A 26,919-nucleotide genomic window follows, 5' to 3' on the forward strand; every position below is an offset into this window, starting at 1 on the left:
CGGCCCTGCCCCGGCCTACCGCTGGGCGCGGTTGACCGCGGAGACGACGGCGCGCAGCGACGCGCTGACGATGTTCGGGTCGATGCCCACGCCCCACAGCACCCGGTCGCCCACGGCGCACTCGACGTAGGCGGCGGCGCGGGCGTCGCCGCCGGCGGACAGCGCGTGCTCGGCGTAGTCGAGCACCCGGACGTCGACGTCGAGGGTCTTCAGCGCGTCGACGAAGGCGGCGATCGGGCCGTTGCCGCGGCCCTGCACGGTGACGGGGACGCCGCCGTCGGTCAGCTCCACGACCATCTCGTCGAGGGTGCCGCCGTGGGTGGTGTGCCGGTGGCCGGCCAGCGCGAACCGGCCCCACGGGGCGTCGGGGTCGGGCAGGTACTCGCTGCTGAAGGCGGTCCACATCTGCGCGGCGGTGACCTCACCGCCCTCGTCGTCGGTGTGCCGCTGGATGACCGCGCTGAACTCGATCTGCAGCCGGCGCGGCAGGTCGAGGTGGTTCTCGGTCTTCATGATGTAGGCGACGCCGCCCTTGCCGGACTGGCTGTTGACCCGGATGACCGCCTCGTAGCTGCGGCCGACGTCCTTGGGGTCGATCGGCAGGTAGGGGACCGCCCAGGTCATCTCGTCGACGGTCTTCCCGGCGGCCTGCGCGTCGGCCTCCAGGGCCTTGAAGCCCTTGTTGATGGCGTCCTGGTGGGAGCCGGAGAAGGCGGTGTAGACGAGGTCGCCGCCGTAGGGGTGCCGCTCGTGCACGCCCAGCTGGTTGCAGTACTCGACGGTGCGGCGGATCTCGTCGATGTCGGAGAAGTCGATCTGCGGGTCGATGCCCTGGCTGAACAGGTTCAGGCCGAGGGTGACCAGGTCGACGTTGCCGGTGCGCTCGCCGTTGCCGAACAGGCAGCCCTCGATGCGGTCGGCGCCGGCGCGGTAGCCGAGCTCGGCGGCGGCGACGGCGGTGCCGCGGTCGTTGTGCGGGTGCAGGCTGAGGACGACGGCGTCGCGCCGGCCCAGATTGCGGTGCATCCACTCGATCTGGTCGGCGTAGACCGTGGGCTCGGCCATCTCGACGGTGGCCGGCAGGTTGAGGATCGTCGGCCGGTCGGGGGTGGGCTCCCAGACGTCGGTGACGGCGTTGCAGATCTCGACGGCGAAGTCCAGCTCGGTGCCGGTGAAGGACTCCGGGCTGTACTGGTAGCGGATCTCGGTGTCGCCCATCTGCTCGGTCAGCTTGCGGACCAGCTGGGCGCCGTGGACGGCGATGTCGACGATGCCGGCGCGGTCGGAGCCGAAGACGACCCGGCGCTGCAGGGTGCTCGTCGAGTTGTACAGGTGCACGATCGCCTGCCGGGCGCCGCGGAGGGACTCGAAGGTGCGCTCGATCAGCTCGTCGCGGGCCTGGGTGAGGACCTGGATGGTGACGTCGTCGGGTACCAGGTCCTCCTCGACCAGCTGCCGGACGAAGTCGAAGTCGGTCTGGCTGGCGGCCGGGAAGCCGACCTCGATCTCCTTGTAGCCCATGCGGACCAGCAGGTCGAACATCCGCCGCTTGCGGTCGGGCGACATGGGGTCGATCAGTGCCTGGTTGCCGTCCCGCAGGTCGACGGCGCACCAGCGCGGCGCGGCCGTGGTGACGGTGTCGGGCCAGGTGCGGTCGGGCAGGTCGACCGGCTGGAAGGGGGCGTAGCGGGAGACCGGCATCCCCGAGGGGCGCTGGGGGTTGCGGGCGTGCGGGTGCTGCGGGCTGCTCACGGTGGTCTGACTCCTCTGGCGCGGGCTGGACTGTCGCTCCGGTGGGGCGGTCAGCAGGCGCCGGGGACGCGCGGGACTCCGCGGCGAGGGGGCCGACCTAGGAGAGGGCCTCGCCGCGGCGGGTAAGCAGGAGGCTGCCGCGCACGGGCCCACGGTAGCAGCGGGTCAGTCGAGGCTGCAGCCACACGCGCAGTCCGGCGCGTGCGGCCGCAGCCGTCCGGGGGTGGGCGGCCGGTCGTCGAGGAAGACGTCGTCGCAGGCCGGCGGGCAGGTGCAGACGGGATCCGGGCGGGACGCGGCGGCCGCCCGGGCCTCGTCGACTCGCTCCCGCCACGCCCGCAGCGCGGCGCGCCGCCGGGCCTCGGCACGGTCGCGCAGGCCGTCCCCCGGCTGCGGGCGCTGGTGGTCGTCCGGGACGCCGCGGCGGACGCGCCGGAGGTCACGCCACCGGCGGTCGCGGTCGAAGGTGTAGGTCACCGGGTCGCGGTCGTAGCGGTGCGGGCCGTGCCACCACCCGTCGTCGCCGTGCCGGACGTCGAGGTGCGCCGGGTAGCGGCGGCCGCCCTCGTCGCGCACGGCCCCACCGTCCATCGGCGCCACCTCGTGCCCCTCGCCGTCGAGCAGCGCCAGCCGCAACCCGGCCGTGTCCGCGAGCCGGGCGAGCACGCGCGCGTCGAGTCCCCGGGAGCCGGCCTCGGCGGCGGCGATGGTCGTGCCGGATACCCCCGTGGCCCGTCCCAGTTCGCGCTGCGACAGGTCGGCCGTACGGCGGATGCGCCGCACCAGGCCGGGGAGGTCGAAGGCGGACACGGCCTGAGGGTCGCCCGCGGTGGCCGGCCTCGGGAGGGCGTGTGTCCTCCTGGGGACGGTCGTGCTCTGCCCACAGGAGTGTGCAGAGCACGAAGGTGAGCTGTGGTACGTCCCCGCGGGCGCGGTCGTGCTCTGCACGCAGGGGTGTGCAGAGCACGAAGGTGAGCCGGGGTGGGGGCTGGTGTGCGGTCGTGCTCTGCACGCGGGGGTGTGCAGAGCACGACTCGGCTCGGGAGGACATGTGCCCCCGGGGAGCGGTCTCCCGGGGGATCGGTACGGCCGGGCCGACCGGGTGCGGCCCGGCCGCTCAGAACTCGCGGCGGCGGCGGAGGCGGAGCGGGCGGCCGTCGGGGTCGTCGACCAGGCGGTACAGCGGCGTCGCCCAGAGGCGCGTGGGGAAGGACAACTGTTCCGGCTGGTGGTGGCGCAGCCGGCCGCGCGGACGCGGCCCCTGCCGGCCGCCGGCGTGCCAGGCGTCGAGGGCGTCGGCGGCCGCGTCGAGGGTGGCGACGAACGCCTCGGGGTCGAGCAGGTCGGCGTCCTCGCTGCCGTCGTCGGCCCGGTCGGTGTGCTCGCGGGCGAGCACCAGCCGCAGGTCGCGGGCGAAGGTGCGGGCGCCGTCACCGGTGCCGGCCGGGTCGCGCGGCTCCCGCGGGTCGAGCGTGGTGTCGAGGACCGCCGAGGACAGCTCGCTGTCGTGCGTCCACGAGCGCCGGTTGAAGTTGTCGCTCCCGACGCTGGCCCACACGTCGTCGACCACGCACACCTTCGCGTGCACGTACACCGGCGTGCCCTCGTGGTTCTCCACGTCGTAGACGTGCACGCGGTCGCGGCCGGCCCGCCGGCACATCTCCAGCGCCTGCCAGCGGCCCACGTACTGCGGTCGCTCGGCGATCGCGCCGTCCTGGTCGGGCACCCGCGGCACGACGACGACCAGGTGCAGGTCGGGGTGCTCGCGCAGCGCGTCGGCGAACAGCTCGGCCACCTCGCCCGACCACATGTACTGGTCCTCGAGGTAGATGAGCCGCCGCGCCCGCTTGATCGCCTTGGAGTACCCGCGCGCCACCGACCGCTCGCCGTCGGGCGCGAAACTGTAGGGCGGGCGGATCGCCGGATAGGTCCGCAGGTTCTGCACCAGGTGCGGCCCCGCCGGGGGAGGGGGCGGCAGCTGGGGCGGCAGCGGGTCGCCGTACATCCGGCTGCGGCTGAACCGGTCGATGAGGTGGGCGATCGGGTTGCCCTCGTCGGGGTCCATCGGGTCGTCCCAGCGCTCCCGGAACACCGTGTCGAGCGCGCCCACGGCCGGTCCCCGGATCATGAGCTGGACGTCGTGCCACGGCGGCGTCGGCCCGTACGCCGCCGCCATGGGCAGCGTCTGCGGGTCGCCGCGGTGGTCGGCGTCGTCGCGGCGGCTGTGGCACAGGTCGATGCCGCCGACGAAGGCGACGTCCTTGGTGGCGTCCTGGTCGTGCCGGCAGACGACGAGCTTCTGGTGGTGGCTGCCGCCGCGGCGCACGCGCTGGTCGAGCACCACGAGACCGCCGCCGTCCTCGACCTCGCGGTCGAGCGCGCGGTTCTCCCGGGCGCTGAACGACAACCAGTCCACGTGCGAGCGCCACACCAGCCCGCGCACGGTCACACCGCGCTGCACGGCCTCGGTGAACAGCTGCGCCACCGTGGGCCCGCCGGGCCGCAGCTCCTCGTCGGGGTCGCCGCGCCAGTCGGTGAAGAACAGGTGGTCGCCCTCGTCGAGCACCTCGACCGCCTCCACCAGCGCGTCGAAGTACGCGGCCCCGTGCACCAGCGGGACAGCGAGGTTGCCCTCGGTCCACGGCGGCAGGTCGGTGGCGGGGTTGCCCCGTTCCTCGGGGCTGAGCAGCCACTCCACGGGGTCGGTCACCCCATGATCACAACGCCCGCCCCGGCGCGGCGCAACGGGACGGGACCGGGCTGGATCACGGAGGACCGGCCCGGGATCGGTAGCCTGTGGACCCGTGGCCCTCGTCGTGCAGAAGTACGGTGGCTCCTCCGTCGCCTCCCCCGCCCACATCAAGCGTGTCGCCGAGCGGATCGTGGCCGAGAAGAAGGCCGGCAACGACGTCGTCGTGGTCGTCTCCGCCATGGGCGACACCACCGACGAACTGCTCGACCAGGCGGCGCAGATCACCGACGAGCCGCCCGGCCGCGAGCTCGACATGCTGCTCACCGCGGGCGAGCGCATCTCCATGGCGCTGCTCGCCATCGCCATCAACACCCACGGCTACGAGGCGCGGTCGTTCACCGGCTCGCAGGCCGGCGTCATCACGACGTCGAGCCACGGCAAGGCCCGGATCATCGACGTCACGCCCGGCCGCCTGCGCTCGGCGCTCGACGAGGGCTCGATCGTCATCGTCGCCGGCTTCCAGGGCGTCAGCCAGGACACCAAGGACATCACCACGCTCGGCCGCGGCGGCTCCGACACCACCGCCGTCGCCGTCGCGGCGGCCCTGCGCGCCGACGTCTGCGAGATCTACACCGACGTCGACGGCGTGTTCACCGCCGACCCGCGGATCGTCCCCAACGCCCGCCGGCTCGAGACCGTCACCTACGAGGAGATGCTCGAGCTGGCCGCGTCCGGCGCGAAGGTGCTCATGCTCCGTTGCGTCGAGTACGCCCGCCGCTACGGCATCCCGGTGCACGTCCGCAGCTCCTACTCACAGCTCCCCGGCACCGTGGTGACCGGCTCGATGGAGGACCTCAGCGTGGAACAGGCGATCATCACCGGCGTCGCGCACGACCGCAGCGAGGGCAAGATCACCGTCTACGGCGTGCCGGACCGGCCGGGGGAGGCCGCGCAGATCTTCCGCGTCCTGGCCGACGCCGAGATCAACATCGACATGATCGTGCAGAACGTGTCGGCCGAGACCAGCAAGCTCGCCGACATCTCCTTCACGCTGCCCAAGAGCGACGGGCCCACCGCGATCGCCGCGCTGGAGAAGGTCAAGCACACCGTCGGCTACAGCGACGTCCGCTTCGACCAGCACATCGGCAAGGTCAGCCTGGTCGGCGCCGGCATGCGCAGCCACCCCGGCGTCTCGGCCCGCTTCTTCGGCGCGCTCGCCGACGCCGGCGTGAACCTCGAGCTCATCAGCACCTCGGAGATCCGCATCTCCGTGGTCTGCCGCGACACCGACGTCGACCTCGCGGTCCGCGCGGTGCACGACGCCTTCGACCTCGGCACCGACGAGGAGCAGGCCGTGGTCTACGGAGGGACCGGACGATGACCTTCACCAGCGACGGGCTCCGCGTCGGGATCGTCGGCGCCACCGGGCAGGTCGGCGCCGTCGTGCGCCAGGTCCTCGCCGAGCGCCGCTTCCCCCTCGCCGAGCTGCGGCTGTTCGCCAGCGCCCGCAGCGCCGGCCGCACCCTGCCGTGGGGCAGTGGCCCGGATGCCGTCGAGATCACCGTCGAGGACGCCGCCACCGCGGACCCCGCCGGCCTCGACGTCGCGATCTTCTCCGCCGGCGCGAGCACCTCCCGCGCCCAGGCGCCGCGGTTCGCCGCGGCCGGCGTCACGGTCATCGACAACAGCTCGGCCTTCCGGCGCGACGCCGACGTGCCGCTCGTGGTCGCCGAGGTCAACCCGCAGGCGCTCGACGAGGTCCCGCGCGGGATCATCGCCAACCCGAACTGCACCACCATGGCCGCGATGCCGGTGCTCCGGCCGCTGCACGACGAGGCCCAGCTCGTCCGCATGGTCGCCAGCACCTACCAGGCCGTCTCCGGCAGCGGGGTGGCCGGCGTGGAGGAGCTCGACGGGCAGGTGAAGGCCGTCGTCGACAAGGCCGCCGCGCTCACCCACGACGGGTCGGCGGTGAGCTTCCCCGAGCCGCAGAAGTACGTGCGCCCGATCGCCTACAACGTGCTGCCCATGGCCGGCAGCGTCGTCGACGACGGCTCGTTCGAGACCGACGAGGAGCAGAAGCTCCGCAACGAGAGCCGCAAGATCCTCGGCATCCCCGACCTCCGGGTCTCGGGCACCTGCGTGCGCGTGCCGGTCTTCACCGGGCACTCGCTGTCGCTCAACGTCGAGTTCGCCCGGCCGCTCACCGTCGCGCGGGCCACCGAGCTGCTCGGCGGGGCCCCCGGCGTGGAGCTCACCGACGTCCCGACGCCGCTGCAGGCCGCCGGCCGGGACCCGAGCTACGTCGGGCGCATCCGGCAGGACCAGAGCGTCGACGGCGACCGCGGGCTGGCGCTGTTCATCAGCAACGACAACCTGCGCAAGGGCGCGGCGCTCAACACCGTGCAGATCGCCGAGCTGCTGCTCGCCCGCCGGGGCCAGGCCTAGCGCTCCCGTGGCCGGCACCCGGGCCGGCGCGACGAGCCGGCGGCGCGTCGCCGCCGGCGTCGGGCTGTTCGCCGCACTGGTCGGCGTCGTCGCCTGGGTGTCGGTGGTCGTCCCCAACGACCCCTGGCACGACTTCTTCGACCTGCGCGTCTACCGCGGCGCGGTGGCCTGGTGGCTCGACGGGCAGCCGCTCTACGACTTCACCTACGGCCGCAGCCCCTACGGCTTCACCTACCCGCCGTTCGCGGCGCTGCTGGTGCTGCCGATGGCGCTGCTGCCCTACCCGGTGGTCGCGGCCGGCCACGTGCTGCTCAACGTCGTCGTGCTGGGCGGGCTGGCGTGGTGGCTGCTCACGCCGCTCGCCCGGCGGCACGGCTGGCCGCTGCCGTGGGCGTGGGTGCTCGCGCTGCCGCTGCTGTTCGTGCTCGAGCCGGTGCGCGAGACGATGGGCTTCGGCCAGGTCAACCTGTTCCTGATGGCGCTGGTGCTCGCCGACGTCGCGGCGCTGCGGCGCGGCTCGCGGTGGGCCGGCGTCGGCATCGGGCTGGCCGCCGCGGTCAAGCTCACCCCCGGCCTGTTCGTCGTCTGGCTGCTGCTCACCCGTCGCACCCGCGCCGCCGCCGTGGCGATCGGCACCGCCGCCGCGGCCACGCTGCTGGCGTTCGCGGTCGTGCCCGGCACGTCGTGGCGCTTCTGGACCGAGACGCTGTGGCAGACCGAGCGCGTGGGCAAGCTGGACAAGACGTCCAACCAGTCGCTGCTCGGTGCGCTGGCGCGGCTCACCGACCCCGCCGAGCCGCCGCGGCTGGTCTGGGCGCTGCTCGCCGCTGCGGCGCTGGCGTTCGTCCTGACCCGGGCGGTGCGCGCCGCGCGGGCCGGTGACGACCTGGCCGGGGTCGCGCTCACCGGCCTGGCCGCCTGCCTGGTGAGCCCGATCAGCTGGTCGCACCACTTCGTCTGGCTGGTGCCGGCGCTGGTCGTGCTGGTCGACGTCGCCGCCGGCACGCCGCCCGCCGTGCCCGCCCCGCGGTGGTGGCGCGACCGGCCCCGGGTGCTCGCCGGGTCGCTGGCGGCGGTGGCCGCGGGCGTGCTGGCGTCGTCGGCGATCTGGTTCGCCTTCGCGACCACGGGCCACCACCACGAGCGCGGGGTGGCCGGCATCGTCGTCGAGGACCTCTACCTGCTGGTGACGCTGGTCGTGGTGGCCGTGCTCCCCGCCCGGGGGGTCAGGGCCGTACGTGCCTCAGAGCGAACGACAGCGCCGTCTCCACCTGGCGGATCGTCTCCTCGATGACCAGGGAGCCGTGCCCGGCGTCGAAGCGGTACACCTCGTGCGGCCGGCCGAGCTCCTCGAGCCGGCCCAGGTAGTTCTCGATCTGCCGGATGGGGCAGCGCGGGTCGTTGGCGCCGGCCACCACCAGCACCGGCGCGCGCACCTGCTCGACGTAGGTGATCGGCGACGAGCGCTCGTACCGCTCCCGGACCTCCTCCGGCGAGCCGCCGAACAGCGCCCGGTCGTAGGCCCGCAGGCCCTCCATCTCGTCCTCGTAGGCGGCCAGGTAGTCGGCCACCGGCACCTCGGCGATGCCGGCCGCCCAGCGCTCGGGCTGGGTGCCCAGCGCCAGCAGGGTGAGGAAGCCGCCCCACGAGCCGCCCGTGATCAGCGCGCGCGCCGGGTCGAGCAGGCCCTCGGCGACCAGCGCGTCGTAGACGGCGGCGACGTCCTCGAGCTCGGTCGGGCCCGGGCAGCCGGTCAGCGCGTCGCGCCAGGCGCTGCCGTAGCCCGTGGAGCCCCGGTAGTTGACGTGCACGACCGCGTACCCGGCGTCGACGTAGGCCGCCCGCCGCGCGCGGTAGCTGTCGTCGTCGGCGGACTCGGGGCCGCCGTGCACGAGGAACGCCGTCGCGTACGGCGGCTCGCCGGCCGGGCGGACCAGCAGCGCGTGCACGTCGCCGCCCGGGCCGGGCACCCAGCGGTCCTCCACCGGGTGGGCCGCGGGCGGCTCCTCGCCGGGCGCGGCGAGCACCACGGGGCCGTCGGCCCGGCGGATCACCGGCGGGCGCTCCGACGACGACCAGGCCAGCTCCACGCTTCCGTCGGGCCGGGCGGTGGCCCCGCGGACGACGCCGGGCGGGGTGTCCAGCCGCTCGAGCGTCCCGGTGCCGAGGTCGTAGCGGTACAGCTCGCTGCGGGCGGCGTGGTCGTGGCCCACGAGCAGCGCCGAGCCGTCGGGGTACCAGCCGGCGGTCACGTCGCCGGGCAGGTCGAGGACGATCTCGGTCTCGGTGTCGGCGGCGACGTCCCAGACCAGCAGCTCCTCGCGGCCGCGGCGCTCGTGGCCGACGAGCAGCCGCCGGTCGCCGGGCAGCGGGGCGAACTCCAGCGCGTGCAGGCCGCGGCCCTCGCCGTCCCACTTCTCGGCGACGACGGCGGGCGCGTCCTCGGTGGTGTCGGCCGTCCGGAGCACGCGCAGCGCCGGGTAGCGCGGGTCGCCGTGCTCGGAGTGCGACACCACCAGCAGCTCGTCGTCGAGGGTGAGCGCGTCGACCGACGCCGGGTCCTCGTGCCGGTAGACCACCCGCGGCGTCCCGCCGGCGGGCGCCAGCCACAGCTCGCTGCCGTCGTCGGTGGAGCGGCCGATCGCCACGAGCGAGGCGCCGATCTCCAGCCCGGCGGGGTAGGCCGGGCCCACCTCGGGCACGGCGACCCGGTCCTCGCCGCCGGCGAAGGGCTGCACCATCCACACGCCGAACTCGTCGCCGTCGGTGTCGGCGAACCACCAGATCTGCTCGCCGTCGGGGGACAGCGTGCCGATGAGCGTGCCGTTGGGCCGGTCGGTGGCCTGCCGGTGGGCGTCGGTGCCGCGGTCCCAGGCGTACTGCTCGACGACGCCGCTGACGTCGGAGGCGTACAGCGAGCGGTCCGGCGCCCGCAGCGCCCAGTCGGGCAGGCTCACCCGCGGGGCGCGGAAGCGGGCCTGCCAGCGGGCGGTGACCTCCGGGGGGAGGGCGGGTGCACTCACCCGGTCATCTTCCCCCGGCGCCCGCTCCCGCCTCGGCACCGGTCCGGCGGCCGCGGGCGGCGCGGTCGGCGAGCTGGCGGGTGTGCTCGGCGGCGGCGTCGCGGACGTCACCGATCAGCAGCTCCAGGACGTCCTCCAGCGCCACCAGGCCCACGGTGCGCCGCCGGCCGTCCTCCTGGGCCACCACGCCGCCGAGGTGGGCGCCCTGGGCGCGCATCTCCGACAGCACCTCGGGCAGCTTCGTCCCCGGCGCGATCGGCACCAGCGGCGTCACGTGCTCGTCGGGCATCGGGCGGTCGCGGTCGGCGCCGGTGACGCCGAGGGCGTCCTTGACGTGCACGAAGCCCAGCAGGCTGCCGTCCTCGCCCTGCACCGGGTAGCGGCTGAAGCCGTGCTCGGCGACGACGGCCTCCAGCTGCCGGGGCGTGGTCGAGCGCGGCACCGTGACGACGGTGTCCATCGGCAGCAGCACGTCCTCGACGGCGTGCTGCTCGAAGGTCAGCGCGCCCGCGGCCAGCTCGCTCACCTCGGTGCCGAGCAGGCCCTCCCGCCGCGACTGGGTGATCATCGAGCGGATCTCGGTCTCGTCGAAGCTCGCCGCCACCTCGTCGGTCGGGGTGGCGCCGAACAGCCGGACGAACGCGTTGGCCGTGGTGTTGAAGAACCAGATCACCGGCTTGAGCAGCCGGGTGAAGGCGGCCAGCGGCGGGCCGAGCGCGAGCGCCGCCCGGTCGGGCCCGGCGATGGTGATGTTCTTCGGCACCATCTCGCCGAGCACCATGTGCAGCACGGTGACCAGCGACAGCGCGATCACCAGCGCGATCGGGTGCAGCAGCGCGTCGGGGACGCCGGCGGCGTGCAGCGGCGCCTCGATGAGGTGGGCGACGGCCGGCTCGCCGACGGCGCCCAGGCCCAGCGAGCACAGCGTGATGCCGAGCTGGGCGCCGGCCATGTTCTGCGAGACGTTGCGCATCGCGGCCAGGGTCTTCGCCGCCCGGGCGGACCCGGCGTCGACGCGGGGCTCGATCTGGTCCACCCGGGCCGACACCAGCGCGAACTCGGCGGCCACGAAGAAGGCGTTGCCGAGCAGCAGCGCCACCAGGATCAGCAGGCTGATCACGTCGCTCACGCCGCGACCTCCCGCTCCGCGCGCAGCCGGGAGGCCGCCGTCGCGCCGTACTGGGGTTCCACGGTCCGCTCGGCGGCGATCCGGGCGACCCGGCGGCCGTCCAGCGACTCGACGGTGAGCCGCGCGCTGTCCAGCTCGACGGTGTCGCCGACCTCCGGCAGCCGCTGCAGGTGCTCGGCCAGCCAGCCGGCCAGCGTCTCCCACCGGCCCTCCGGCACCGCGATGCCGGTGCGCTCGAGCACCTCGTCGGGGCGCAGCAGGCCCGAGAGCACCCAGCGGCGGTCGTCGACCCGGCGCAGCGTGCGCAGCGGCCGGTCGGTCTCGTCGGTGATCTCGCCGACGAGCTCCTCGACGATGTCCTCCAGCGTCACGACGCCGTGCGTGGCGCCCCACTCGTCGACGACGAGGGCGATCTGCAGGCCCTGCTCGCGCAGGAGGTCCATCAGCCGCTCCAGGCGCAGGGACGACGGGACGGCGAGCACCGGGTCGGCGAGCTCGCCGGCGGTGCGGGACGAGCGCTCCGCCTCGGGGACGGCGACAGCGCGCTTGACGTGCACCACGCCGGTCACCTCGTCCAGGTCGGAGCCGTACACGGGGAACCGCGAGTTGCCGGACTGGGTGGCCGCGGCGATGACGTCGGCCGCCGTGGCGCTGGCCCGCAGCGTCCACAGCCGGGTCCGCGGGGTCATGACGTCGGTGGCGTACTTGGCGCGCAGGCCCAGCGAGCGCTGCAGCAGGCGGGCGGCGACGGGGGAGAGGTCGCCCTCCTCGGCCGACCGGCGGGCGACGGCGGCCAGCTCGTCGGCCCCACGGGCGGAGTCCAGCTCCTCGCGCGGCTCGAAGCCCAGCCGCCGCACGATCGCGTTGGCCAGCCGCTGCAGGGCGTGGAGGAGGACACCGGTGGCGGCGGTGAACAGGCGCATGCCCGGCGCGACGACGCGGGCCACGCCGAGCGGGTTGGCGATCGCCAGGTTCTTCGGCCCGAGCTCACCGAGCAGCATCTGGAGCGTCGTGGCCAGCGCCAGGGCCAGGCCGTAGGAGACGCCGGTGGCCGCGGCCTGCGACAGTCCCAGCGCCTCGAGCGGGCCGTGCAGCAGCTGGCCGATCGCCGGCTCGGCGAGGTAGCCGACGACCAGCGTGGTGAGCGTGATGCCCAGCTGGGCGGCCGACAGCTGCGTGGACAGGGAGCGCAGCGCGGTCACCACGCCGGCCGCGCCGGTGTCCCCACCGCGGGCGGCCTCCTCGGCGCGGCCGCGGTCGACGGTGGTGAGCGAGAACTCGGCGGCGACGAAGAAGCCGGTCAGCGCGGTGAGCACCACGGCGGCGAGGAGGAGCAACCACTCGGTCATCAGGGCACGGGTGCCCGCTGCGGCCCGGACTCAACCGGAACGCACCCGGAACGTGGCCCGGAACGCACCGAGGGGCCGCCTTCCGGCGGCCCCTCGGTGGTGGGTCGGGGTGACAGGATTTGAACCTGCGGCCTCGTCGTCCCGAACGACGCGCGCTACCAAGCTGCGCCACACCCCGGCTGTGAGGAGAACTGTACCTGTCAGCTCAGGCGGCCCCGCTGCAGGGTCCCGCGCCGAGCGTGCGAGGGGTGGGGGGCAACGGGGTCCTTCGTCACGGCTCCCGCGCGGTCAGCGTGAGCAGCGTCGCCTCCGGCGGGCAGGCGAAGCGCGCCGGCGCGTAGGGACTGGTGCCCAGGCCCGCCGACACGTGCAGCCAGGTGCCCGCCGGGCGCTCCGGCGCGGGGCCGGCCCACCGGTGCAGCCACCGGGCGCGGTCGCGGTCGATGCCGCAGTTGGTGACCAGCGCCCCGTAGAACGGCACCCGCAGCTGGCCGCCGTGCGTGTGGCCGCACAGCAGCAGGTCGTAGCCGTCGGCGACGAAGCGGTCGAGCACCCGCGGCTCGGGGGAGTGGACGACGCCGATGCGGAGGTCGGCCGTGCGGTCGGCCGGCCCGGCGACGTCGTCGTACCGGTCCCGCCTCAGGTGCGGGTCGTCCAGGCCGGCGAAGGAGATCCGCCGCCCGGCGACGGTCAGCTCGCCGCGGGCGTTGGTCAGGTCGAGCCAGCCGCGGCCGGTGAACGCGTCGCGCATGCCGCGCCAGGGCAGCTCGTCGCCGTGCACCCGCTTCGTGGTGCGGGTGAAGTAGCTGAACGGGTTCTTCGGCCGCGGCGCGTAGTAGTCGTTGGACGAGGTGACGAACACGCCGGGCCGGTCGAGCAGCGGGTCCAGCGAGCGCAGCACGGCCGGGACGGCGTCGTGGCCGGCGAGGTTGTCGCCGGTGTCGACGACGAGGTCGGGCTCGAGCCCGTCGAGCGCGGCGACCCAGTCCTGCTTCGAGCGCTGCCCGGCGGTCATGTGCAGGTCCGACAGGTGCAACACGGTCAGCGGCGCCGAGCCGGGGGCGAGCACCGGGACGTCGAAGCGGCGCAGCGTCCAGCGGGTGCGCTCGTAGAGCGAGGCGTAGGCGACGGTCGAGGCACCCGCCGCGACGGCGGCCGTGGGGAGGGCGGTGTACCAGCGCACGGGCCGAGCGTACGGGTGGCGATCACCGGCCCGCGCCGAGCGGACGGGGGCGTCGTGCCAGGCTGGAGGCGTGTCCGACCTCAAGGATCAGCTGCGCGCCGACCTGACCGCCGCCATGAAGTCCCGCGACGAGCTGCGCACCGCCACGCTGCGCATGGTGCTCGCCGCGGTCAGTGCGGAGGAGGTCGCCGGCAAGGAGGCCCGGGAGCTGTCCGACGACGAGGTGCTCGGCGTGCTGCGCCGCGAGGCCAAGCGCCGCAGGGAGGCCGCCGAGGCGTTCGACTCCGCAGGCCGCGCCGAGCAGGCCGGCCGCGAGCGGGCCGAGGGCGAGGTCGTCGCCGGCTACCTGCCGGCCCAGCTCGACGACGCCGACCTCGCCGCGATCGTCGCCGACGTGGTCACCCGCACCGGGGCCACCGGCATGAAGGACATGGGCCGGGTCATGGGCGCGGCCAACGCCGCGGTCGCGGGCCGGGCCGAGGGTGGCCGGGTGGCCGCGGAGGTCCGCCGCCAGCTCGGCTGACGGACCGGCCGCGCGGCGGGGTCAGCCCCCGCCGCCACCGCCGGGACCACCGCCGCCGGGACCCCCGCCGGGACCTCCGCCGAACCCGCCGCCCGCGCCCCCACCGGGACCGCCGTCGCGCCCGCCGTCGGTGCCGGCGCCGCCCTGGGGCCCGCCCTGGGGGACGCCGCCCTGCGCGCCGGTGCCCTGGGGGCCGCCGTCGGCGGGGGCGCCGTCGGTCGCCGTGCCCGGCGCGACCACGCCCGGGTCGGTCGGCACCTGCCCCGCGTCCGGCGCGGGGGTGGCGGCCCCGCGGCCGCCGTTCATCAGCGCCGGGTCGGCCGGCGGGAACGTCGAGGTCGGCCGGGTCTCGAGGTAGGGCGCCATGGCGTTGCGCCAGATGGTCGCCGGGAAGTTGCCGCCGTAGCCGCCGACGTCCTGCTGGGCCTTCGGGTTGAAGACCATGACGCTCGCGGAGTACTCGGGCATGAACCCGACGAAGGCGACGGAGTCGCGGCCCTGGGCGGTACCGGTCTTGCCGGCGATCTGGTGGCCGGCGATGGCGGCCCGGGTGCCGGTGCCGGCGGGGGTGGCGACGTCGCCGACGAGGATCTGGCTCAGCGTGTTGGCGACGTTGGCCGGGATCGCGTTCGCGGTGCAGTTGTCGCCGCGCACCAGCGGCTGGCCGTCGTCCCCGGTGAGCGGCTGGCCGGCGCGGTCGAGCACCTGGACCACCGGGACCGGGGTGCAGCGGGTGCCCTGGGCGCCGAGCGTGGCATAGGAGTTGGCCAGGTCCAGCGGGCTGGTGGCCTCGGCGCCGAGGGTGAAGGAGCCGAAGTTGCCGTCGATGATCGTGTCGGCGGAGTTCTGGGTGGGCTGGTCGAACGTCATGCCCATCCGCTCGGCCATCCGCACCGGGCCCTCGACGCTGCCGAGGCGGTCCTCCAGGGCGAGGAAGTAGGTGTTGGAGGAGCGGACCAGCGCGCCGACCATGTCCAGGGTGTCGGGGTAGTTGCCGGCGTTCTGCACGCAGTACATGCCGCGCGCGGTGGTGGTGTTGCGGTCGTCGTCGTTGCAGCCCGGGCCGCGGAAGACCCGCGAGGTGTACTGGTTGCCCGGCGTCGTGATGACGGTGTTGGCCGGGATGCCGGCCTCCAGCGCCGCCGCGGCGGTGAAGACCTTGTAGGTGGACCCGGCGCCCTTGCTGGCGGCCGTGTGCAGGACGACGGACTCGCAGTCGGGGTCGGAGCAGCCGAAGCGGCGGTTGACGCTCATCGCCAGGACCGCGCCGGTGCCCGGCTGCACGGCGGTGAACATGCCGGCGAGCTCGGCGCCCATCGGCAGGGTGTTGAGGACGGCCTGGTCGCCGAGCACCTGCAGCTGCGGGTCCAGCGTCGTCTGGATGGTCAGGCCGCCGTTGTCCAGCTGCTCCTGGGTGATCCCGAGGACGCCGGTGAGGTAGCCCTGCATGTAGGAGCAGAAGAACCCGCCGACGGCGGCGTCGATGCAGCCGTTGGCCGGGCGGACGCCGGGGGCGACGGCGACCGGCTGGGCGGAGATCTCGGTCAGCTCGGCCTCGGAGATGTGGCCGAGGTCGAACATCCGCTGCAGCACCTGGTTGCGCCGCGTCTGGGCGTTCTCCGGGTTGGTGATCGGGTCGTCGTTGGCCGGGCTCTGCACCAGCCCGGCCAGCATGGCGGCCTGGGGGAGGGTGAGGTCGACGGCGTTGACGCTGAAGTACTGCTGGGCGGCGGCCTGGATGCCGTAGGCGCCCTGCCCGAAGTACACGATGTTCAGGTAGCGGGTGAGGATCTCGTCCTTGGGATAGGTCTCCTCCAGGGCGAGGGCGAGACGGGCCTCGCGCAGCTTGCGCGACAGGCCCTCGACGCCGTCCTGCTCGGTCGCGGCCGTCCGCTCCTCGGCGCTGTCGGCGGTCTCCAGCAGGGTCTGCTTGACCAGCTGCTGGGTGATCGTCGAGCCGCCCTCCTGCACCGACCCGGCCGACAGGTTGGTCACCGCGGCGCGCAGCGTGCCCTGCACGTCGAGGCCGTTGTGCTCGTAGAAGCGGGAGTCCTCGATGTCGACGAGGGCCTGCTTCATCACGTCGGCGATCTGGTCGGAGGTGACCACCGTGCGGTTGTTGGCGTAGAAGTTCGTGATCAGCGACCCGTCGGAGGCCAGCACCCGGGAGTTGCCCGCCGGCGTCGCGTCGGTGAGCTCGACCGGCAGCGCGTCGAGCAGCGAGGCGGAGTTGCGGGCCACCACCCCGGTGCCGCCCACGAAGGGCAGCATCAGGCCGGCGACCAGCGCGCCGGCCACCACGATCATCGCGACGAGCTTGGCCAGCACCCGGCCACGGGACACCTCGGACATCACCCGGAAGGGTACGTGCCGCGCCGCCCCCGGACCGGTGATCAGCCGCGGCGCGCGGGCAGCACCCGGGTGCGCGGCACGCCCGTCGGCGTGTCGCCGTCGGCGCCGGTCAGCGCCTCGCCCATGACCCGCAGGCCCTCGAGGTCGTGGACGTCGCCGGCCGCCGCCGGGACGGTCCGCAGGGCCACCTCGGGGTGGGCGCTGGTGAACCGGTCGGCCAGCCGCTGCTCGCGCGCGGCGAGGGCCATCCGCTCGGCGTGCACCCGCAGCGCGCCGGACACCAGCCCGTCGTCCTCGGCCGCCTCGGCCGCCGCCTCGGCGCGGGTGGCCGACAGCCGCGTGTCCGCCGGCGGGTGGGTGCGGTTGAGCACGAGGCCGGCCAGCGGCATGCCCTCGGCCGAGAGCCGGTCGACGAAGTAGGAGGCCTCGCGCAGCGCGTCGGGCTCCGGCGTCGCCACGACGACGAAGTAGGTGCCGGGCCGGCGCAGCAGCTCGTAGGTGGCCGTGGCCCGCTCGCGGAACCCGCCGAACATGGTGTCCAGGGCGCTGACGAACGCGGAGATGTCGCGCAGCAGCTGGCCGCCGAGCACCTTGCTGATGATGCGGGTGAAGAGCATGAACCCGGCGCTCGCGAACTTGAACCCGGCCCGCCCGCCGGCCCGCGCGGGCGCGGTGAGCACCCGGATCATCGTGCCGTCGAGGAAGCGGCTCATCCGGTTCGGGGCGTCGAGGAAGTCCAGCGCGGACCGCGACGGGGGCGTGTCGACGACGATCAGGTCCCAGGTGTCGGCCGCCCGCAGCTGGCCGAGCTTCTCCATCGCCATGTACTCCTGCGTCCCGGAGAACGACGAGGACAGGGTCTGGTAGAAGGGGTTGGCCAGGATCTGCTCGGCCCGCTCGGGCGTCGAGTGCGCGGACACGATGTCGTCGAACGTCCGCTTCATGTCCAGCATCATCGCGTGCAGCTCGCCCGGGGCCCCCGGGACGTCGACCCGCCGCGGCTCGTTGTCGAGCTCCACGAGACCCAGCGACTGGGCCAGCCGGCGGGCCGGGTCGATGGTCAGGACGACGACGCGGCGGCCGGCCTCGGCGGCGGCCAGGGCGAGCGCGGCCGACGTCGTCGTCTTGCCGACGCCGCCGGAGCCGCAGCAGACGACGATCCGGGTGTCCGGGTCGTCGACGAGGGCCGACAGGTCCATCGCCGGGGCCTGCCGCGGTGTGCCGGCCGCGCGGCCGGCGCGGGCGCCGTCGGCGGGGGCGGCGCTCACGCGGCCACCTCCGCGCCGAGGGACTCCTCGAGGCGGCCGGCCAGCTCGAACAGGCAGCCGAGGTCCATCGGGCCGGGCAGCAGCGGCAGCTCCACGGTCGGGCGGCCCAGGCCCTCGACGCGGGCGCGCAGCGCGTCCTGCGCGGCCCAGCGGCGGGCGTGCTCGACCGTCTCGGCGGCCAGCGCGTCGGCGAGGTCGGCGTCGGCGGGCAGGCCGGCGGCCGTCAGGCCGGGCACGAGGTCGGCCCCGGTGAGCCGGCCCTCGGCGGCCCGGACGAGCTCCGGCTCCGGCAGGACGGGCTCCGTGGCCATGTTCACGATCACCGAGCCGACCGGCAGCTGGGCGTCGGCGAGCTCGGCGATGGCGTCGGCGGTCTCCTGCACCGGCATGTCCTCGAGCAGGGTGACCAGGTGCACCGCCGTCTGCGGGGAGCGCAGCACGGCCATGACGCCGTCGCTCTGGGTCTTGATCGGGCCGGAGCGGGCGAGCCCGGCCATCTCGCTGGTGACGTTGAGGAACCGGGTGATCCGGCCGGTGGGCGGGGCGTCGACGACGACGGCGTCGTAGACCCGCTGCCCGTCGACCCGGCGGGTGACCGCCTCCTTGACCTTCCCGGTGATCAGCACGTCGCGCAGGCCCGGGGCGATGGTGGTGGCGAAGTCGACCGCGCCCATCTTGCGCAGCGCCCGGCCGGCGCGGCGGAGGTTGTAGAACATCTCGAGGTACTCGAGGAGCGCCTCCTCGACGTCGATCGCCAGCGCGCGCACCTCCCCGCCGCCGCGGGTGACGGCGACGCGGCGCTCCTCGTAGGGCAGCGGCGGGGTGTCGAAGAGCTGGGCGATGCCCTGGCGGCCCTCGCACTCGACCAGCAGGACGGTCCGCCCCTCGGCGGCCAGGGCCAGGGCCAGGGCGGCGGCGACCGTCGTCTTGCCGGTCCCGCCCTTCCCGGTCACGACGTGACAGCGGACGGGCAGGTCGGGGCTCACCCGGTCCAGACTAGGAGCCCCGCGCAACGTCGGCCCGCCCGCGGGCCGACGGACCCCCGCCGCTGCGCTAGCGTCGGGCCCCATGAGCGAACCGGCCCGCCGCAGGTGGGAGTACGCCACCATCCCGCTGCTGATCCACAACACCAAGGCGATCCTCGACTCGTGGGGGACCGACGGGTGGGAGCTGGTCACCGTGCTGCCCGGCCCGTCCGGCTCCGAGCAGCCGGTCGCGTACCTCAAGCGCCCGCTGTCCTGAGGCCGCCGCGATGACCTCCGCGCAGCCCCAGAGCTGGCACGCCCGGCTGGCCGAGCTCGGCATCCGGCTGCCCCCGGTCGCCGCGCCGGTCGCCTCCTACGTCCCGGCCGTGCGCTGCGGCCAGCTGGTGTTCACCTCCGGCCAGCTGCCCTTCGTCGACGGCGGCCTGCGCCGCACCGGCAAGGTCGGCGGGTCGGTCGACCCCGAGGACGCCGCCGCCGACGCGAAGCTCTGCGCGCTCAACGCCCTGGCCGCCGTCGACGACCTGGTCGGCCTCGACCAGGTGGCCCGGGTCATCCGCGTCGTCGGCTACGTGGCCAGCGCGGAGGGCTTCAGCGGCCAGCCGCGCGTGGTGAACGGCGCCAGCGAGCTGCTCGGCAAGGTGTTCGGCGAGGCCGGCCGGCACGCGCGCAGCGCCGTCGGTGTCGCGGAGCTGCCGCTGGGCGCCCCGGTCGAGGTCGAGCTGACCGTCGAGCTGAGGGGATGACCGCGGCGGTCCGCCCGGCGGCCACGGTCCTGCTGCTGCGCGACGGCGGGGCGGGCCTGGAGGTCCACCTGCTGCGGCGCACCCGCGGCATGCCGTTCGCCGGCGGGATGACCGCCTACCCGGGCGGCGGTGTCGACCCGCGCGACGGCGACACCGACGTCGCCTGGACCGGTCCCTCGCCGGCGGAGTGGGCGGTGGCGCTCGGCTGCGACGAGCGGGTGGCCCGCGAGCTGGTCTGCGCGGCGGTGCGCGAGACGTTCGAGGAGGCCGGCGTCCTGCTCGCCGGCGAGCCCGGCGGCGACGTCGTCCCGGACGTGTCGGGCGACGAGTGGGAGACGCAGCGGCAGGCGCTGCTCACCCGTGAGCTGTCGCTCGCCGAGCTGCTGGCGGCCCGCGGCCTCGCGCTGCGCGCGGACCTGCTGCGGCCCTTCGCGCACTGGATCACCCCGCCGGCGGAGCCGCGGCGCTACGACACCCGCTTCTTCGCGGCGGCGCTGCCGGTCGGCCAGGAGGCGCGCGACGTCTCCGGCGAGGCCGACGAGGCCAGCTGGCTGACGCCGGAGGCCGCGCTGGCGGAGATGCGGGCCGGCACGCGGCCGATGCTGCCGCCGACGATCCACACGCTCGGCCAGCTCGCCCCGTTCGCGGACGTGGCGGCGGCGCTGGCGGGCAGCCCGCCAGAGCCGCTGCACCCGATCATGCCGGAGCTGGTGCGCACCCCGGAGGGCCGCTTCGCCGAGCTCCCCGACGGCACGCGGATCGGCCTGGTCGTGCCGCTCCCGTCCTAGGACGGTCGAACGCGAGAGCCCCCGGTCCTGTCGGATCGGGGGCTCTCGTGTGTGGACCGGTCGCGGGGGCCCGGAGGGCCTCCCGACCGGGACACGGGCAGCGGCTCAGCTCAGGCCGGGACGGCACCTGGCCGCGGTGCGGTCCGGTAGGACCGCGGTGTCATCGCGCGCGGCGGCGGAGGCGGTCCTCGTCCAGGACGACGACGGACTTGCCCTGCAGCTGGATCCAGCCGCGGTGCACGAAGTCGGCCAGCGCCTTGTTCACCGTCTCGCGGGAGGCGCCGACCAGCTGGGCCAGCTCCTCCTGCGTCAGGTCGTGCTTGACGCGCAGGCCGTCGGCCTCGCGGCTGCCGAAGCGGTCGGCCATCTGCAGCAGGGCCTTGGCCACGCGGCCGGGCACGTCGGTGAAGATCAGGTCGGCGACCGAGTCGTTGGTGCGGCGCAGCCGGCGGGCCAGCACGTGCAGGAGCCGCTCGCCGACCTCCGGGTGCGCCTCGATCCACGGGCGCAGCACCGACTGCGGCATCTTGGCCAGCTTCACGTCGGTGACCGCGGTGGCCGTGGCCGTGCGCGGGCCGGGGTCGAAGACCGACAGCTCACCGAACTGGTCGGACGGGCCCATGACCGCGAGCACGTTCTCGCGGCCGTCGGGGGAGCGGCGGGACAGCTTGATCTTGCCGCTCAACACGATGTAGAGGCTGTCGCCCGGCTCGCCCTCGTTGAACACCACCCGGCCGCGGGGCAGCGTGATCGTCTCCAGACGGCTGGCGACCGGGTCGACGGCCTCCTCCGAGAGCCCCTGGAAGAGCCCCGACTGAGCCAGTACCTCGTCCACCACGTGTCGTCCCACCCCACCGTCTCGCGCTCCACCTGCGGGGCGAAGGCACCCGCATCCACGAGGAGTCTAGGCGGCTGTGCGACTCGTCACCCGTTCGGTGTGACGCGACGTGACCCGTCGGGGGGAGGACGGCGGCCGGCGGTCCCCGCCCGCGCGGGCCGGACCGGCCCTCAGACCAGCGGTTCGGTGCTCTTCTGCACCCGCGAGCGGCGACGACGGCGCCAGCGCGCCATGGCCCGGCGGATGCCGGAGGCGGCCAGCGTGTCGACCTCACCCGGCGTCGCCGACTGCAGGAACTCGGCCACCTCGCGCGGCGACGTGGGCCGGCGCAGCGGTTCCTCCACGCGCTCCATCACCAGCAGGAACGCGATGACCATCGGCGGGAACAGGATGACGATCAGTGCGACCACGGTCACCTCCCGATCGGGTCGCCGGCTTTCGGCCTGCACCGCCATGGTGGCACGCGCCCGGGACCGTCGCCGGTGACGCCTACCCTCGACCGCGTGTCCTCGCCGGTATCCGAGCAGCCCTACGCGCGCCCCGCGGCGCGTCGCGCTCCCGCCCGCCGTCCGGCCGCCGTGCCGTTCGACCCCGACGAGACGCCGCTGGCGCGCACCCGCCGCGCCCGCCGCATGGCCCGCGAGCTCGCCGTCATCCACCCCGACGCGCACTGCGAGCTCGACTTCACCAACGCCTTCGAGCTGCTGGTCGCCACCGTCCTGTCGGCGCAGACCACCGACAAGACGGTGAACAAGGTGACGCCGGCGCTGTTCGCGCGCTACCCCGACCCGGTGGCGCTGGCCGCGGCCGACCGGGCCGAGGTCGAGGAGATCCTCAAGCCCACCGGCTTCTTCCGCGCCAAGGCGAACTCGGTGCTCGGGCTCGCGCAGGCGCTGGTCGAGCGCTTCGACGGCGAGGTGCCCGGCCGCATGGCCGACCTGGTGACGCTGCCCGGCGTCGGCCGCAAGACGGCGAACGTCGTCCTGGGCAACGCCTTCGACGTCCCCGGGCTCACGGTCGACACCCACTTCGGCCGGCTCGTGCGCCGCTTCGGCTGGACCGCCGAGGAGGACCCGGTCAAGGTCGAGGCCGAGATCGCCGAGCTGGTCCCCAAGCGCGACTGGACGATGTTCAGCCACCGCGTGATCTTCCACGGCCGGCGGGTCTGCCACGCCAAGAAGGCGGCCTGCGGGGCGTGCGGCCTGGCCCGCTGGTGCCCCTCCTACGGCATCGGCCCCACCGACCCGGAGCTGGCGCTGAAGCTGGTCAAGACGCCCGCGGCGTCGGACACCGAGTGAGCGCCGGGCGGCGTGCGGCCGCGCTGCTGCTCGGGGCGGTCGCCCTCCTGTCGGCCTGCACCGCCTCCGCCGACGAGCCGGCCCCGGAGCAGCGGGCGACGGTCGCCTCGACCGAGACCGACCTGGCGCCCTGCCCGGAGCAGCCCGACGAGCCCGCGACCGGGGACCTGGCCGGGGTCGCACCCCTCGAGTGCTTCAGCGGCGGGACGCTCGACCTCGGCCGCGGCCAGGGCGTGCCCACCGTGCTGAACCTCTGGGCCAGCTGGTGCGGCCCCTGCCGCGAGGAGCTCCCGCTGGTGCAGGAGCTCGCCGACCTCGGCGGCGACCGCGTCCGCGTGCTCGGCGTCATCAGCCAGGACGGCGTGCCGCAGGCGGCGTCGTTCGCCGACGACTCGGGCGTCACGCTGCCCGGCGCCTTCGACCGCGACGGCGAGGTCGCGGCGGCGCTGGGCCTGCAGGGGCTGCCGCACACGGTGTTCCTCGCGGCGGACGGATCGGTGGCCTTCGTGAAGCTGGGCCCGGTCGCGTCGACCGACGAGCTGCGGGCGCTGGTCGCCGAGCACCTCGGGGTGCAGCTGTGACCGGCGTGCTGCCCGGCGCCGACACCTCCGACCTCCCCGGGTGGCTGCAGCGGCTCCTGGCCGCCTCCGCCGACCTGCCGCTGCGCCACCGCTTCCCGTCGGTCACCGGAACGCCGCGCCGCTCGGCGGTCCTCGTGCTGTTCGGCGAGGGCCCGCGCGGCCCCGACGTCCTGCTCATCGAGAAGTCCGCCCGGCTGCGCACGCACGCGGGCCAGCCCGCCTTCCCCGGCGGCGGCGCCGACGCGGGGGAGGACTACCCCGTCACCACGGCGCTGCGCGAGGCCCAGGAGGAGGCCGGCGTCGACCCGGCGGGCGTGCGGGTGCTCGCCACGCTGCCCGAGCTCTTCCTGCCCTACTCCGACAACCTCGTCGTCCCGGTGGTGGCGTGGTGGGACGAGCCCGCCGACGTCGTGGTCGGCGACCCGCGCGAGGTGGCGCGGGTCGCCCGCGTGCCGCTCGCCGACCTCACCGACCCGGCCAACCGGTTCCGCGTGCGCCACCCGGCGGGCTACGTCGGCCCGGCGTTCGACGTCGCCGGGATGGTCGTGTGGGGCTTCACCGGCGGGCTGATGGAGGCGATCCTCGAGGCCACCGGCCTGGCCCGGCCGTGGGACGTGCGCGACGTGCGGCCATTGGAGGCCGTCGCGCCGCGCCCCGAGGCCGCGCCGGGCTCGCTGGGGGAGGGCGGGGCGGAGGACGCCGCCGCGCCGAGCGTCGCCGACGTCGCGGCGGACGGGCCCCCGGCAAGTACGGTTCCGCGGCGATGAGGACGCCGACGACCGCGATCTGGACGCGCCGCGCCCCCGCGGCACTGGCCGGCGCGGTGCTCGCCGCCGGCGTGCTGGCCGGCTGCGGTTCCGACGACGGCGGCGCCGCCGCGCCGTCGTCGACCCCGGACGCCTCGCTCGGGCAGGTGACCGTCGCCGAGGACGGCGTCCAGGAGGTCACCATCCAGACGCCGGACGACTACGTCTTCGTGCCCGACACCTTCACCGTGGCGCCGGGGCGGGTGCGGTTGACCGTCGAGAGCACCGCCACCCAGGCCACGCACAACTTCCGCTTCACGCCCGGCCGGGGCCCCGAGGAGATCGCCGAGGAGATCCCGCTGCTCGCGGCGGGGGCCACCGAGACGATCGAGTTCGAGGTCGCCGCGCCCGGCGAGCACCCCTTCGAGTGCAGCTTCCACGTGCAGCTCGGCCAGGTCGGCGTCATGACCGTGCGCGGCTGAGCCATGTCGCTGGTCGACCTGCTCCTCATCGCCCTCGCCCTGGTCTTCGCCTTCTCCGGGTTCCGCCAGGGGCTGGTGGTCTCCGCGACGTCGTTCCTCGGGTTCCTCGGCGGTGCGGTGCTCGGCGCCCAGCTCTCCGGCCCGGTGGCCGACCGGCTCGACAGCACGCCGGTCACCCGCGTGTTCGCCGCGCTGGTCGTGGTGCTCGCCGGGGCGCTGCTCGGGCAGGTGCTGGCGGGCGCGGTCGGCCGGGCCGTGCGGCGGCGGGTCACCTGGGAGCCGGCCGAGGTGCTCGACTCGGTGGCCGGCGCCGTCGTCTCGGCGGTGGCCGTGCTGCTGGTCGCGTGGATGGTGGCCAGCCCGCTGGCCACCGCGCCGTTCCCCCAGGTGGCCGGGCAGGTGCGCCAGTCGGCGCTGGTGCAGGCCGTGGACCGGGCGGTGCCCGACAGCGTGCGCTCGGTCTACGACTCGCTGCGCGAGGCCATCGACCGGCGCGGGCTGCCCGACGTGCTCGACCCGCTCACCCCGACCCAGGCCCGCGAGGTCGACGCGCCCGACCCGGCGCTGGCCGGCAGCCCGGTGGTCGGCCAGGTCAGCGGCTCGGTCGTGAAGATCAGCGGCATCGCGCCGTCGTGCTCGCGGCAGATCGACGGGTCGGGCTTCGTCTACGCGCCGGGCCGGGTGATGACCAACGCCCACGTGCTCGCCGGCGTCAGCGACCCGGTGGTCGAGGCGGAGGGCGAGGAGTACGAGGCGACCCCGGTGTACGTCGACGAGGAGGTCGACGTCGCCGTGCTCGCCGTCCCCGACCTGCCGCAGGTGCCGCTGGCCTTCGCCGCGGGCGTCTCGGACACCGGCGACGACGCGATCATCATGGGCTACCCCGGCGGCGGCCCGTTGTTCGTCGGCGCCGCCCGGGTGCGCGACCAGGGCCCGATCAGCGGCCCCGACTTCCGCAACACCCGGACGGTGCAGCGCGACGTCTACGCGCTGTTCGGCGACGTGCGCTCGGGTAACTCCGGCGGCCCGCTGTTCGACCCGGCCGGCCAGGTCATCGGCGTCGTGTTCGCCTCGGCGATCGACGACCCGACCACCGGCTACGCGCTCACCGCGCAGCAGGTCGCCCCGGCCGCGACGGCGGGTGCGGCGGCCACCGCGGCCGCCGACACCGGCCCCTGCGAGTGACTAGCGCGCCCAGTCGCGGACCGCGCGGGTGACGTCGGCCGCCGCCTCCTCGGGCGGGAAGTGGCCGACGCCCGGCAGCTCCCGCCACTCGTAGGCGCCGGCCACGTACCGGCCCGAGCCGCGCGCGGTGCCCGGCAGCACCAGCGGGTCGGCCGACCCGTGCAGCTGCAGGGTCGGCGCGGTCACCGGCGCGGCCATCCGGCGGGCGTAGCGCAGACCGTCGGGGCGCACCTGGGAGCGGCCGGCCCAGCGGAAGTACTCCATCGACCCGTAGGCCGCCTGCGGGATGCGCGCCGCCGAGCGGTAGCGCTCGACGGCCTCGGCGAAGTCGGCGGTGTGCGTCCACCCGGGCCCCGCCCAGTTGCGCAGGAACTCCGCCACCGGGTCGTCGTCGGCGCGGGTGAGCCGCCGCTCGGGCAGCCGCGGCAGCTGGAAGCCGAGCACGTGCCGCAGCGCCCGCCGCTGGGCGCGGTCGCGCAGGCCCGCCCGCAGCAGCCGCGGGTGGGCCATCGAGACGACGACGAGCCGGCGCACCACCCGCGGGTGCAGCGCGGCCATCGTCCAGGCCACGAGCCCGCCCCAGTCGTGGCCGACGACGACGGCGTCCTTCTCGCCGAGCGCGCGCACCAGCGCCGCGACGTCGCCGGCCGCGGTGGGCAGGTCGTAGCCGCGCGGCGGTTTGTCGCTGGCGCCGTAGCCGCGCAGGTCGGGCGCGACGGCGCGGAAGCCGGCGTCGGCGAGGGCGGGTAGCTGCGCCCGCCAGGTCCACCAGAACTGCGGGAACCCGTGCAGCAGCAGGACCAGCGGGCCGGACCCCGCCTCGGCGAGGTGCAGCCGGACGCCGTTGGCCGAGGCGTCGCGGTGCAGCCAGGGGCCGGGCAGCAGGACGCTGGTGGCGTCGGGCCGCTCGTCGGCCGGGACGCCGCCCGGCCGCCCGCCGGCCGCGCTCAGACCAGGTAGGTGTCGGGGGAGCGCCGCTCGACGCGCCCGTTGCTGACCGTCGGCAGCGCGCGGCGGCGGGCGCCGGGCGCCTCGCGGTGCATGACGTCGGGCAGCTCGCGCAGCGACTCCATCGTCCGCTCGGGCTTGTCGATCTTCTTGAGCATCCGCAGCCCGATGAGCGCGGCCACCCCGGCGACGAGCAGCAGCCCGACGGTGACGATCAGGTAGGACACCCAGCGGGGCAGGCCCAGCCAGGTCAGGAACTCGGCGATGGTGACGAACAGGTAGATCCCGGCGAAGGCCAGGAGCACCCCGGCGGCGGCGAAGAGCCCGACGCTCACGCCGGCCTTCTTCGCCGAGCGGCCGATCTCCGACTTCGCCAGCTCGATCTCCGCGCGGATCAGCGTGGAGACGTCGGCCATGGCGCTCTGCACGAGCGCGCCCACCGAGGGGTCGTCGGCGGCGGCGGAGCCGGCATGCCGCCCGGCGGGCTGGGTGGACGACGCGCTGTGGGCCACGGGGGCTCCTCCCTGGTGGGGCTCGGCGGGCGGCCGCTCGCGACGGCTTGCGGGTGATCGTCCCCCATGATCGCCGGACGCGCGCCCCGGCCT

At 75.2% G+C, this 26,919-nt stretch carries 26 protein-coding genes and 1 tRNA gene; 12 read left to right on the forward strand and 15 right to left on the reverse strand.

Going from position 1 to position 26,919, the window contains the following annotated elements; translation table 11 throughout:
* Positions 1-15: 15 nt before the first annotated feature.
* The 3 genes from leuA to BUE37_RS01430 all read right to left on the reverse strand — a co-directional run bounded on the left by leuA (position 16) and on the right by BUE37_RS01430 (position 4,462).
* Positions 16-1,752, reverse strand: coding sequence for a 2-isopropylmalate synthase (gene leuA / locus BUE37_RS01420; protein ID WP_175562770.1), 1,737 nt, complete (start codon positions 1,750-1,752; stop codon positions 16-18).
* Between the two features lie 165 nt (positions 1,753-1,917).
* Positions 1,918-2,562 carry a helix-turn-helix domain-containing protein gene (locus tag BUE37_RS23590; protein ID WP_073418157.1) on the reverse strand — a complete coding sequence of 215 codons (645 nt, stop codon included), beginning with the start codon at positions 2,560-2,562 and terminating at the stop codon, positions 1,918-1,920.
* Between the two features lie 307 nt (positions 2,563-2,869).
* The gene (locus BUE37_RS01430; RefSeq protein ID WP_073418159.1) at positions 2,870-4,462 is read right to left on the reverse strand and encodes a phospholipase D family protein; all 1,593 of its coding nucleotides are present in this window, start codon (positions 4,460-4,462) and stop codon (positions 2,870-2,872) included.
* A 94-nt stretch (positions 4,463-4,556) separates the two neighbouring features.
* Here BUE37_RS01430 and BUE37_RS01435 point away from each other — a divergent pair, with 94 nt between their 5' ends.
* Genes BUE37_RS01435 through BUE37_RS01445 form a run of 3 tightly spaced genes read left to right on the forward strand, consistent with a single transcriptional unit; the run spans position 4,557 to position 8,186 of the window.
* Positions 4,557-5,825, forward strand: coding sequence for an aspartate kinase (locus BUE37_RS01435; protein WP_073418161.1), 1,269 nt, complete (start codon positions 4,557-4,559; stop codon positions 5,823-5,825).
* The gene (locus tag BUE37_RS01440; protein WP_073418163.1) at positions 5,822-6,892 is read left to right on the forward strand and encodes an aspartate-semialdehyde dehydrogenase; all 1,071 of its coding nucleotides are present in this window, start codon (positions 5,822-5,824) and stop codon (positions 6,890-6,892) included. The genes BUE37_RS01435 and BUE37_RS01440 overlap by 4 nt, the downstream gene beginning before the upstream one ends.
* 7 nt (positions 6,893-6,899) lie before the next feature.
* On the forward strand, positions 6,900-8,186 hold the full coding sequence (locus BUE37_RS01445) for a glycosyltransferase 87 family protein (RefSeq protein WP_073418165.1): 1,287 nt from the start codon (positions 6,900-6,902) through the stop codon (positions 8,184-8,186).
* Here BUE37_RS01445 and BUE37_RS01450 read toward each other — a convergent pair.
* The 5 genes from BUE37_RS01450 to BUE37_RS01470 form a co-directional block, all read right to left on the reverse strand.
* Complete coding sequence (locus tag BUE37_RS01450) at positions 8,119-9,915, reverse strand: S9 family peptidase (RefSeq protein ID WP_073419447.1); 1,797 nt, start codon at positions 9,913-9,915, stop codon at positions 8,119-8,121. The two genes, BUE37_RS01445 and BUE37_RS01450, sit on opposite strands and share 68 nt — an antisense overlap.
* Before the next feature lie 4 nt (positions 9,916-9,919).
* Positions 9,920-11,044, reverse strand: coding sequence for a hemolysin family protein (locus BUE37_RS01455; RefSeq protein ID WP_073418167.1), 1,125 nt, complete (start codon positions 11,042-11,044; stop codon positions 9,920-9,922).
* The gene (locus BUE37_RS01460; RefSeq protein WP_073418169.1) at positions 11,041-12,393 is read right to left on the reverse strand and encodes a hemolysin family protein; all 1,353 of its coding nucleotides are present in this window, start codon (positions 12,391-12,393) and stop codon (positions 11,041-11,043) included. Before BUE37_RS01460 ends, BUE37_RS01455 begins: the two co-directional genes overlap by 4 nt.
* A 104-nt stretch (positions 12,394-12,497) precedes the next feature.
* Positions 12,498-12,571 (reverse strand) — tRNA-Pro (locus BUE37_RS01465).
* A 93-nt stretch (positions 12,572-12,664) separates the two neighbouring features.
* A complete protein-coding gene (locus BUE37_RS01470) occupies positions 12,665-13,576 on the reverse strand; it encodes a metallophosphoesterase (protein ID WP_073418171.1) in 912 nt (303 codons plus the stop codon).
* A 70-nt stretch (positions 13,577-13,646) separates the two neighbouring features.
* On the opposite strand from BUE37_RS01470, the gene BUE37_RS01475 reads away from it, so the two are divergent.
* Positions 13,647-14,099: a GatB/YqeY domain-containing protein gene (locus BUE37_RS01475; protein ID WP_073418173.1), complete on the forward strand. Its 453-nt coding sequence runs from the start codon at positions 13,647-13,649 to the stop codon at positions 14,097-14,099.
* Between the two features lie 21 nt (positions 14,100-14,120).
* Here the strand turns inward: BUE37_RS01475 and BUE37_RS01480 are convergent, their stop codons facing one another.
* The 3 genes from BUE37_RS01480 to bagA are packed head-to-tail and all read right to left on the reverse strand — an operon-like array spanning position 14,121 to position 18,672.
* The gene (locus BUE37_RS01480; RefSeq protein WP_083628421.1) at positions 14,121-16,451 is read right to left on the reverse strand and encodes a transglycosylase domain-containing protein; all 2,331 of its coding nucleotides are present in this window, start codon (positions 16,449-16,451) and stop codon (positions 14,121-14,123) included.
* A gap of 41 nt (positions 16,452-16,492) precedes the next feature.
* On the reverse strand, positions 16,493-17,719 hold the full coding sequence (gene bagB / locus BUE37_RS01485) for an ATPase BagB (protein ID WP_073418177.1): 1,227 nt from the start codon (positions 17,717-17,719) through the stop codon (positions 16,493-16,495).
* Positions 17,716-18,672, reverse strand: a complete 957-nt coding sequence (gene bagA, locus BUE37_RS01490; protein WP_245794230.1) for an ATPase BagA — start codon at positions 18,670-18,672, stop codon at positions 17,716-17,718. The genes bagB and bagA overlap by 4 nt, the downstream gene beginning before the upstream one ends.
* A 115-nt stretch (positions 18,673-18,787) precedes the next feature.
* Here bagA and sp36 point away from each other — a divergent pair, with 115 nt between their 5' ends.
* From sp36 to BUE37_RS01500, 3 genes are read left to right on the forward strand one after another with little or no spacing between them, the layout of a single operon-like run.
* The gene (gene sp36, locus BUE37_RS23205; protein ID WP_139252784.1) at positions 18,788-18,961 is read left to right on the forward strand and encodes a Sp36 family protein; all 174 of its coding nucleotides are present in this window, start codon (positions 18,788-18,790) and stop codon (positions 18,959-18,961) included.
* A gap of 10 nt (positions 18,962-18,971) precedes the next feature.
* On the forward strand, positions 18,972-19,448 hold the full coding sequence (locus tag BUE37_RS01495) for a RidA family protein (protein ID WP_073418181.1): 477 nt from the start codon (positions 18,972-18,974) through the stop codon (positions 19,446-19,448).
* Positions 19,445-20,236, forward strand: a complete 792-nt coding sequence (locus tag BUE37_RS01500; protein WP_073418183.1) for an NUDIX hydrolase — start codon at positions 19,445-19,447, stop codon at positions 20,234-20,236. Before BUE37_RS01495 ends, BUE37_RS01500 begins: the two co-directional genes overlap by 4 nt.
* Before the next feature lie 160 nt (positions 20,237-20,396).
* On the opposite strand, the gene BUE37_RS01505 is transcribed toward BUE37_RS01500, so the two are convergent.
* Both BUE37_RS01505 and BUE37_RS01510 read right to left on the reverse strand, forming a co-directional pair.
* The gene (locus tag BUE37_RS01505; RefSeq protein ID WP_073418184.1) at positions 20,397-21,071 is read right to left on the reverse strand and encodes a Crp/Fnr family transcriptional regulator; all 675 of its coding nucleotides are present in this window, start codon (positions 21,069-21,071) and stop codon (positions 20,397-20,399) included.
* A 173-nt stretch (positions 21,072-21,244) separates the two neighbouring features.
* Positions 21,245-21,484, reverse strand: a complete 240-nt coding sequence (locus tag BUE37_RS01510) for a hypothetical protein (protein WP_083628424.1) — start codon at positions 21,482-21,484, stop codon at positions 21,245-21,247.
* 93 nt (positions 21,485-21,577) lie between these two features.
* Here BUE37_RS01510 and nth point away from each other — a divergent pair, with 93 nt between their 5' ends.
* Genes nth through BUE37_RS01535 form a run of 5 tightly spaced genes read left to right on the forward strand, consistent with a single transcriptional unit; the run spans position 21,578 to position 25,366 of the window.
* The gene (nth, locus tag BUE37_RS01515) at positions 21,578-22,372 is read left to right on the forward strand and encodes an endonuclease III (RefSeq protein WP_073418188.1); all 795 of its coding nucleotides are present in this window, start codon (positions 21,578-21,580) and stop codon (positions 22,370-22,372) included.
* Positions 22,369-22,953 (forward strand): TlpA family protein disulfide reductase, encoded by a 585-nt coding sequence (locus tag BUE37_RS01520; RefSeq protein ID WP_073418190.1) that lies wholly within the window; start codon positions 22,369-22,371, stop codon positions 22,951-22,953. Before nth ends, BUE37_RS01520 begins: the two co-directional genes overlap by 4 nt.
* The gene (locus BUE37_RS01525) at positions 22,950-23,720 is read left to right on the forward strand and encodes an NUDIX hydrolase (RefSeq protein ID WP_245794231.1); all 771 of its coding nucleotides are present in this window, start codon (positions 22,950-22,952) and stop codon (positions 23,718-23,720) included. Before BUE37_RS01520 ends, BUE37_RS01525 begins: the two co-directional genes overlap by 4 nt.
* A complete protein-coding gene (locus BUE37_RS01530; protein WP_139252785.1) occupies positions 23,717-24,181 on the forward strand; it encodes a cupredoxin domain-containing protein in 465 nt (154 codons plus the stop codon). The genes BUE37_RS01525 and BUE37_RS01530 overlap by 4 nt, the downstream gene beginning before the upstream one ends.
* A 3-nt stretch (positions 24,182-24,184) precedes the next feature.
* Positions 24,185-25,366 carry a MarP family serine protease gene (locus BUE37_RS01535; RefSeq protein WP_073418192.1) on the forward strand — a complete coding sequence of 394 codons (1,182 nt, stop codon included), beginning with the start codon at positions 24,185-24,187 and terminating at the stop codon, positions 25,364-25,366.
* Here the strand turns inward: BUE37_RS01535 and BUE37_RS01540 are convergent, their stop codons facing one another.
* The gene (locus BUE37_RS01540; protein ID WP_083628154.1) at positions 25,367-26,317 is read right to left on the reverse strand and encodes an alpha/beta fold hydrolase; all 951 of its coding nucleotides are present in this window, start codon (positions 26,315-26,317) and stop codon (positions 25,367-25,369) included.
* Positions 26,314-26,826, reverse strand: a complete 513-nt coding sequence (locus BUE37_RS01545; protein ID WP_073418195.1) for a phage holin family protein — start codon at positions 26,824-26,826, stop codon at positions 26,314-26,316. Before BUE37_RS01545 ends, BUE37_RS01540 begins: the two co-directional genes overlap by 4 nt.
* Positions 26,827-26,919: the final 93 nt, after the last annotated feature.

It is taken from the genome of Geodermatophilus nigrescens (genome assembly GCF_900129495.1).
Lineage (GTDB): Bacteria > Actinomycetota > Actinomycetes > Mycobacteriales > Geodermatophilaceae > Geodermatophilus > Geodermatophilus nigrescens.

Coding starts and splice junctions, on each gene's coding strand:
- BUE37_RS01440 (WP_073418163.1), top strand. CDS start 5,822: ATGACCTTCACCAGCGACGGGCTCCGCGTCGGGATCGTCGGCGCCACC.
- BUE37_RS01530 (WP_139252785.1), top strand. CDS start 23,717: ATGAGGACGCCGACGACCGCGATCTGGACGCGCCGCGCCCCCGCGGCA.
- BUE37_RS01495 (WP_073418181.1), top strand. CDS start 18,972: ATGACCTCCGCGCAGCCCCAGAGCTGGCACGCCCGGCTGGCCGAGCTC.
- BUE37_RS01500 (WP_073418183.1), top strand. CDS start 19,445: ATGACCGCGGCGGTCCGCCCGGCGGCCACGGTCCTGCTGCTGCGCGAC.
- BUE37_RS01460 (WP_073418169.1), bottom strand. CDS start 12,393: ATGACCGAGTGGTTGCTCCTCCTCGCCGCCGTGGTGCTCACCGCGCTG.
- BUE37_RS01480 (WP_083628421.1), bottom strand. CDS start 16,451: ATGTCCGAGGTGTCCCGTGGCCGGGTGCTGGCCAAGCTCGTCGCGATG.
- BUE37_RS01535 (WP_073418192.1), top strand. CDS start 24,185: ATGTCGCTGGTCGACCTGCTCCTCATCGCCCTCGCCCTGGTCTTCGCC.
- sp36 (WP_139252784.1), top strand. CDS start 18,788: ATGAGCGAACCGGCCCGCCGCAGGTGGGAGTACGCCACCATCCCGCTG.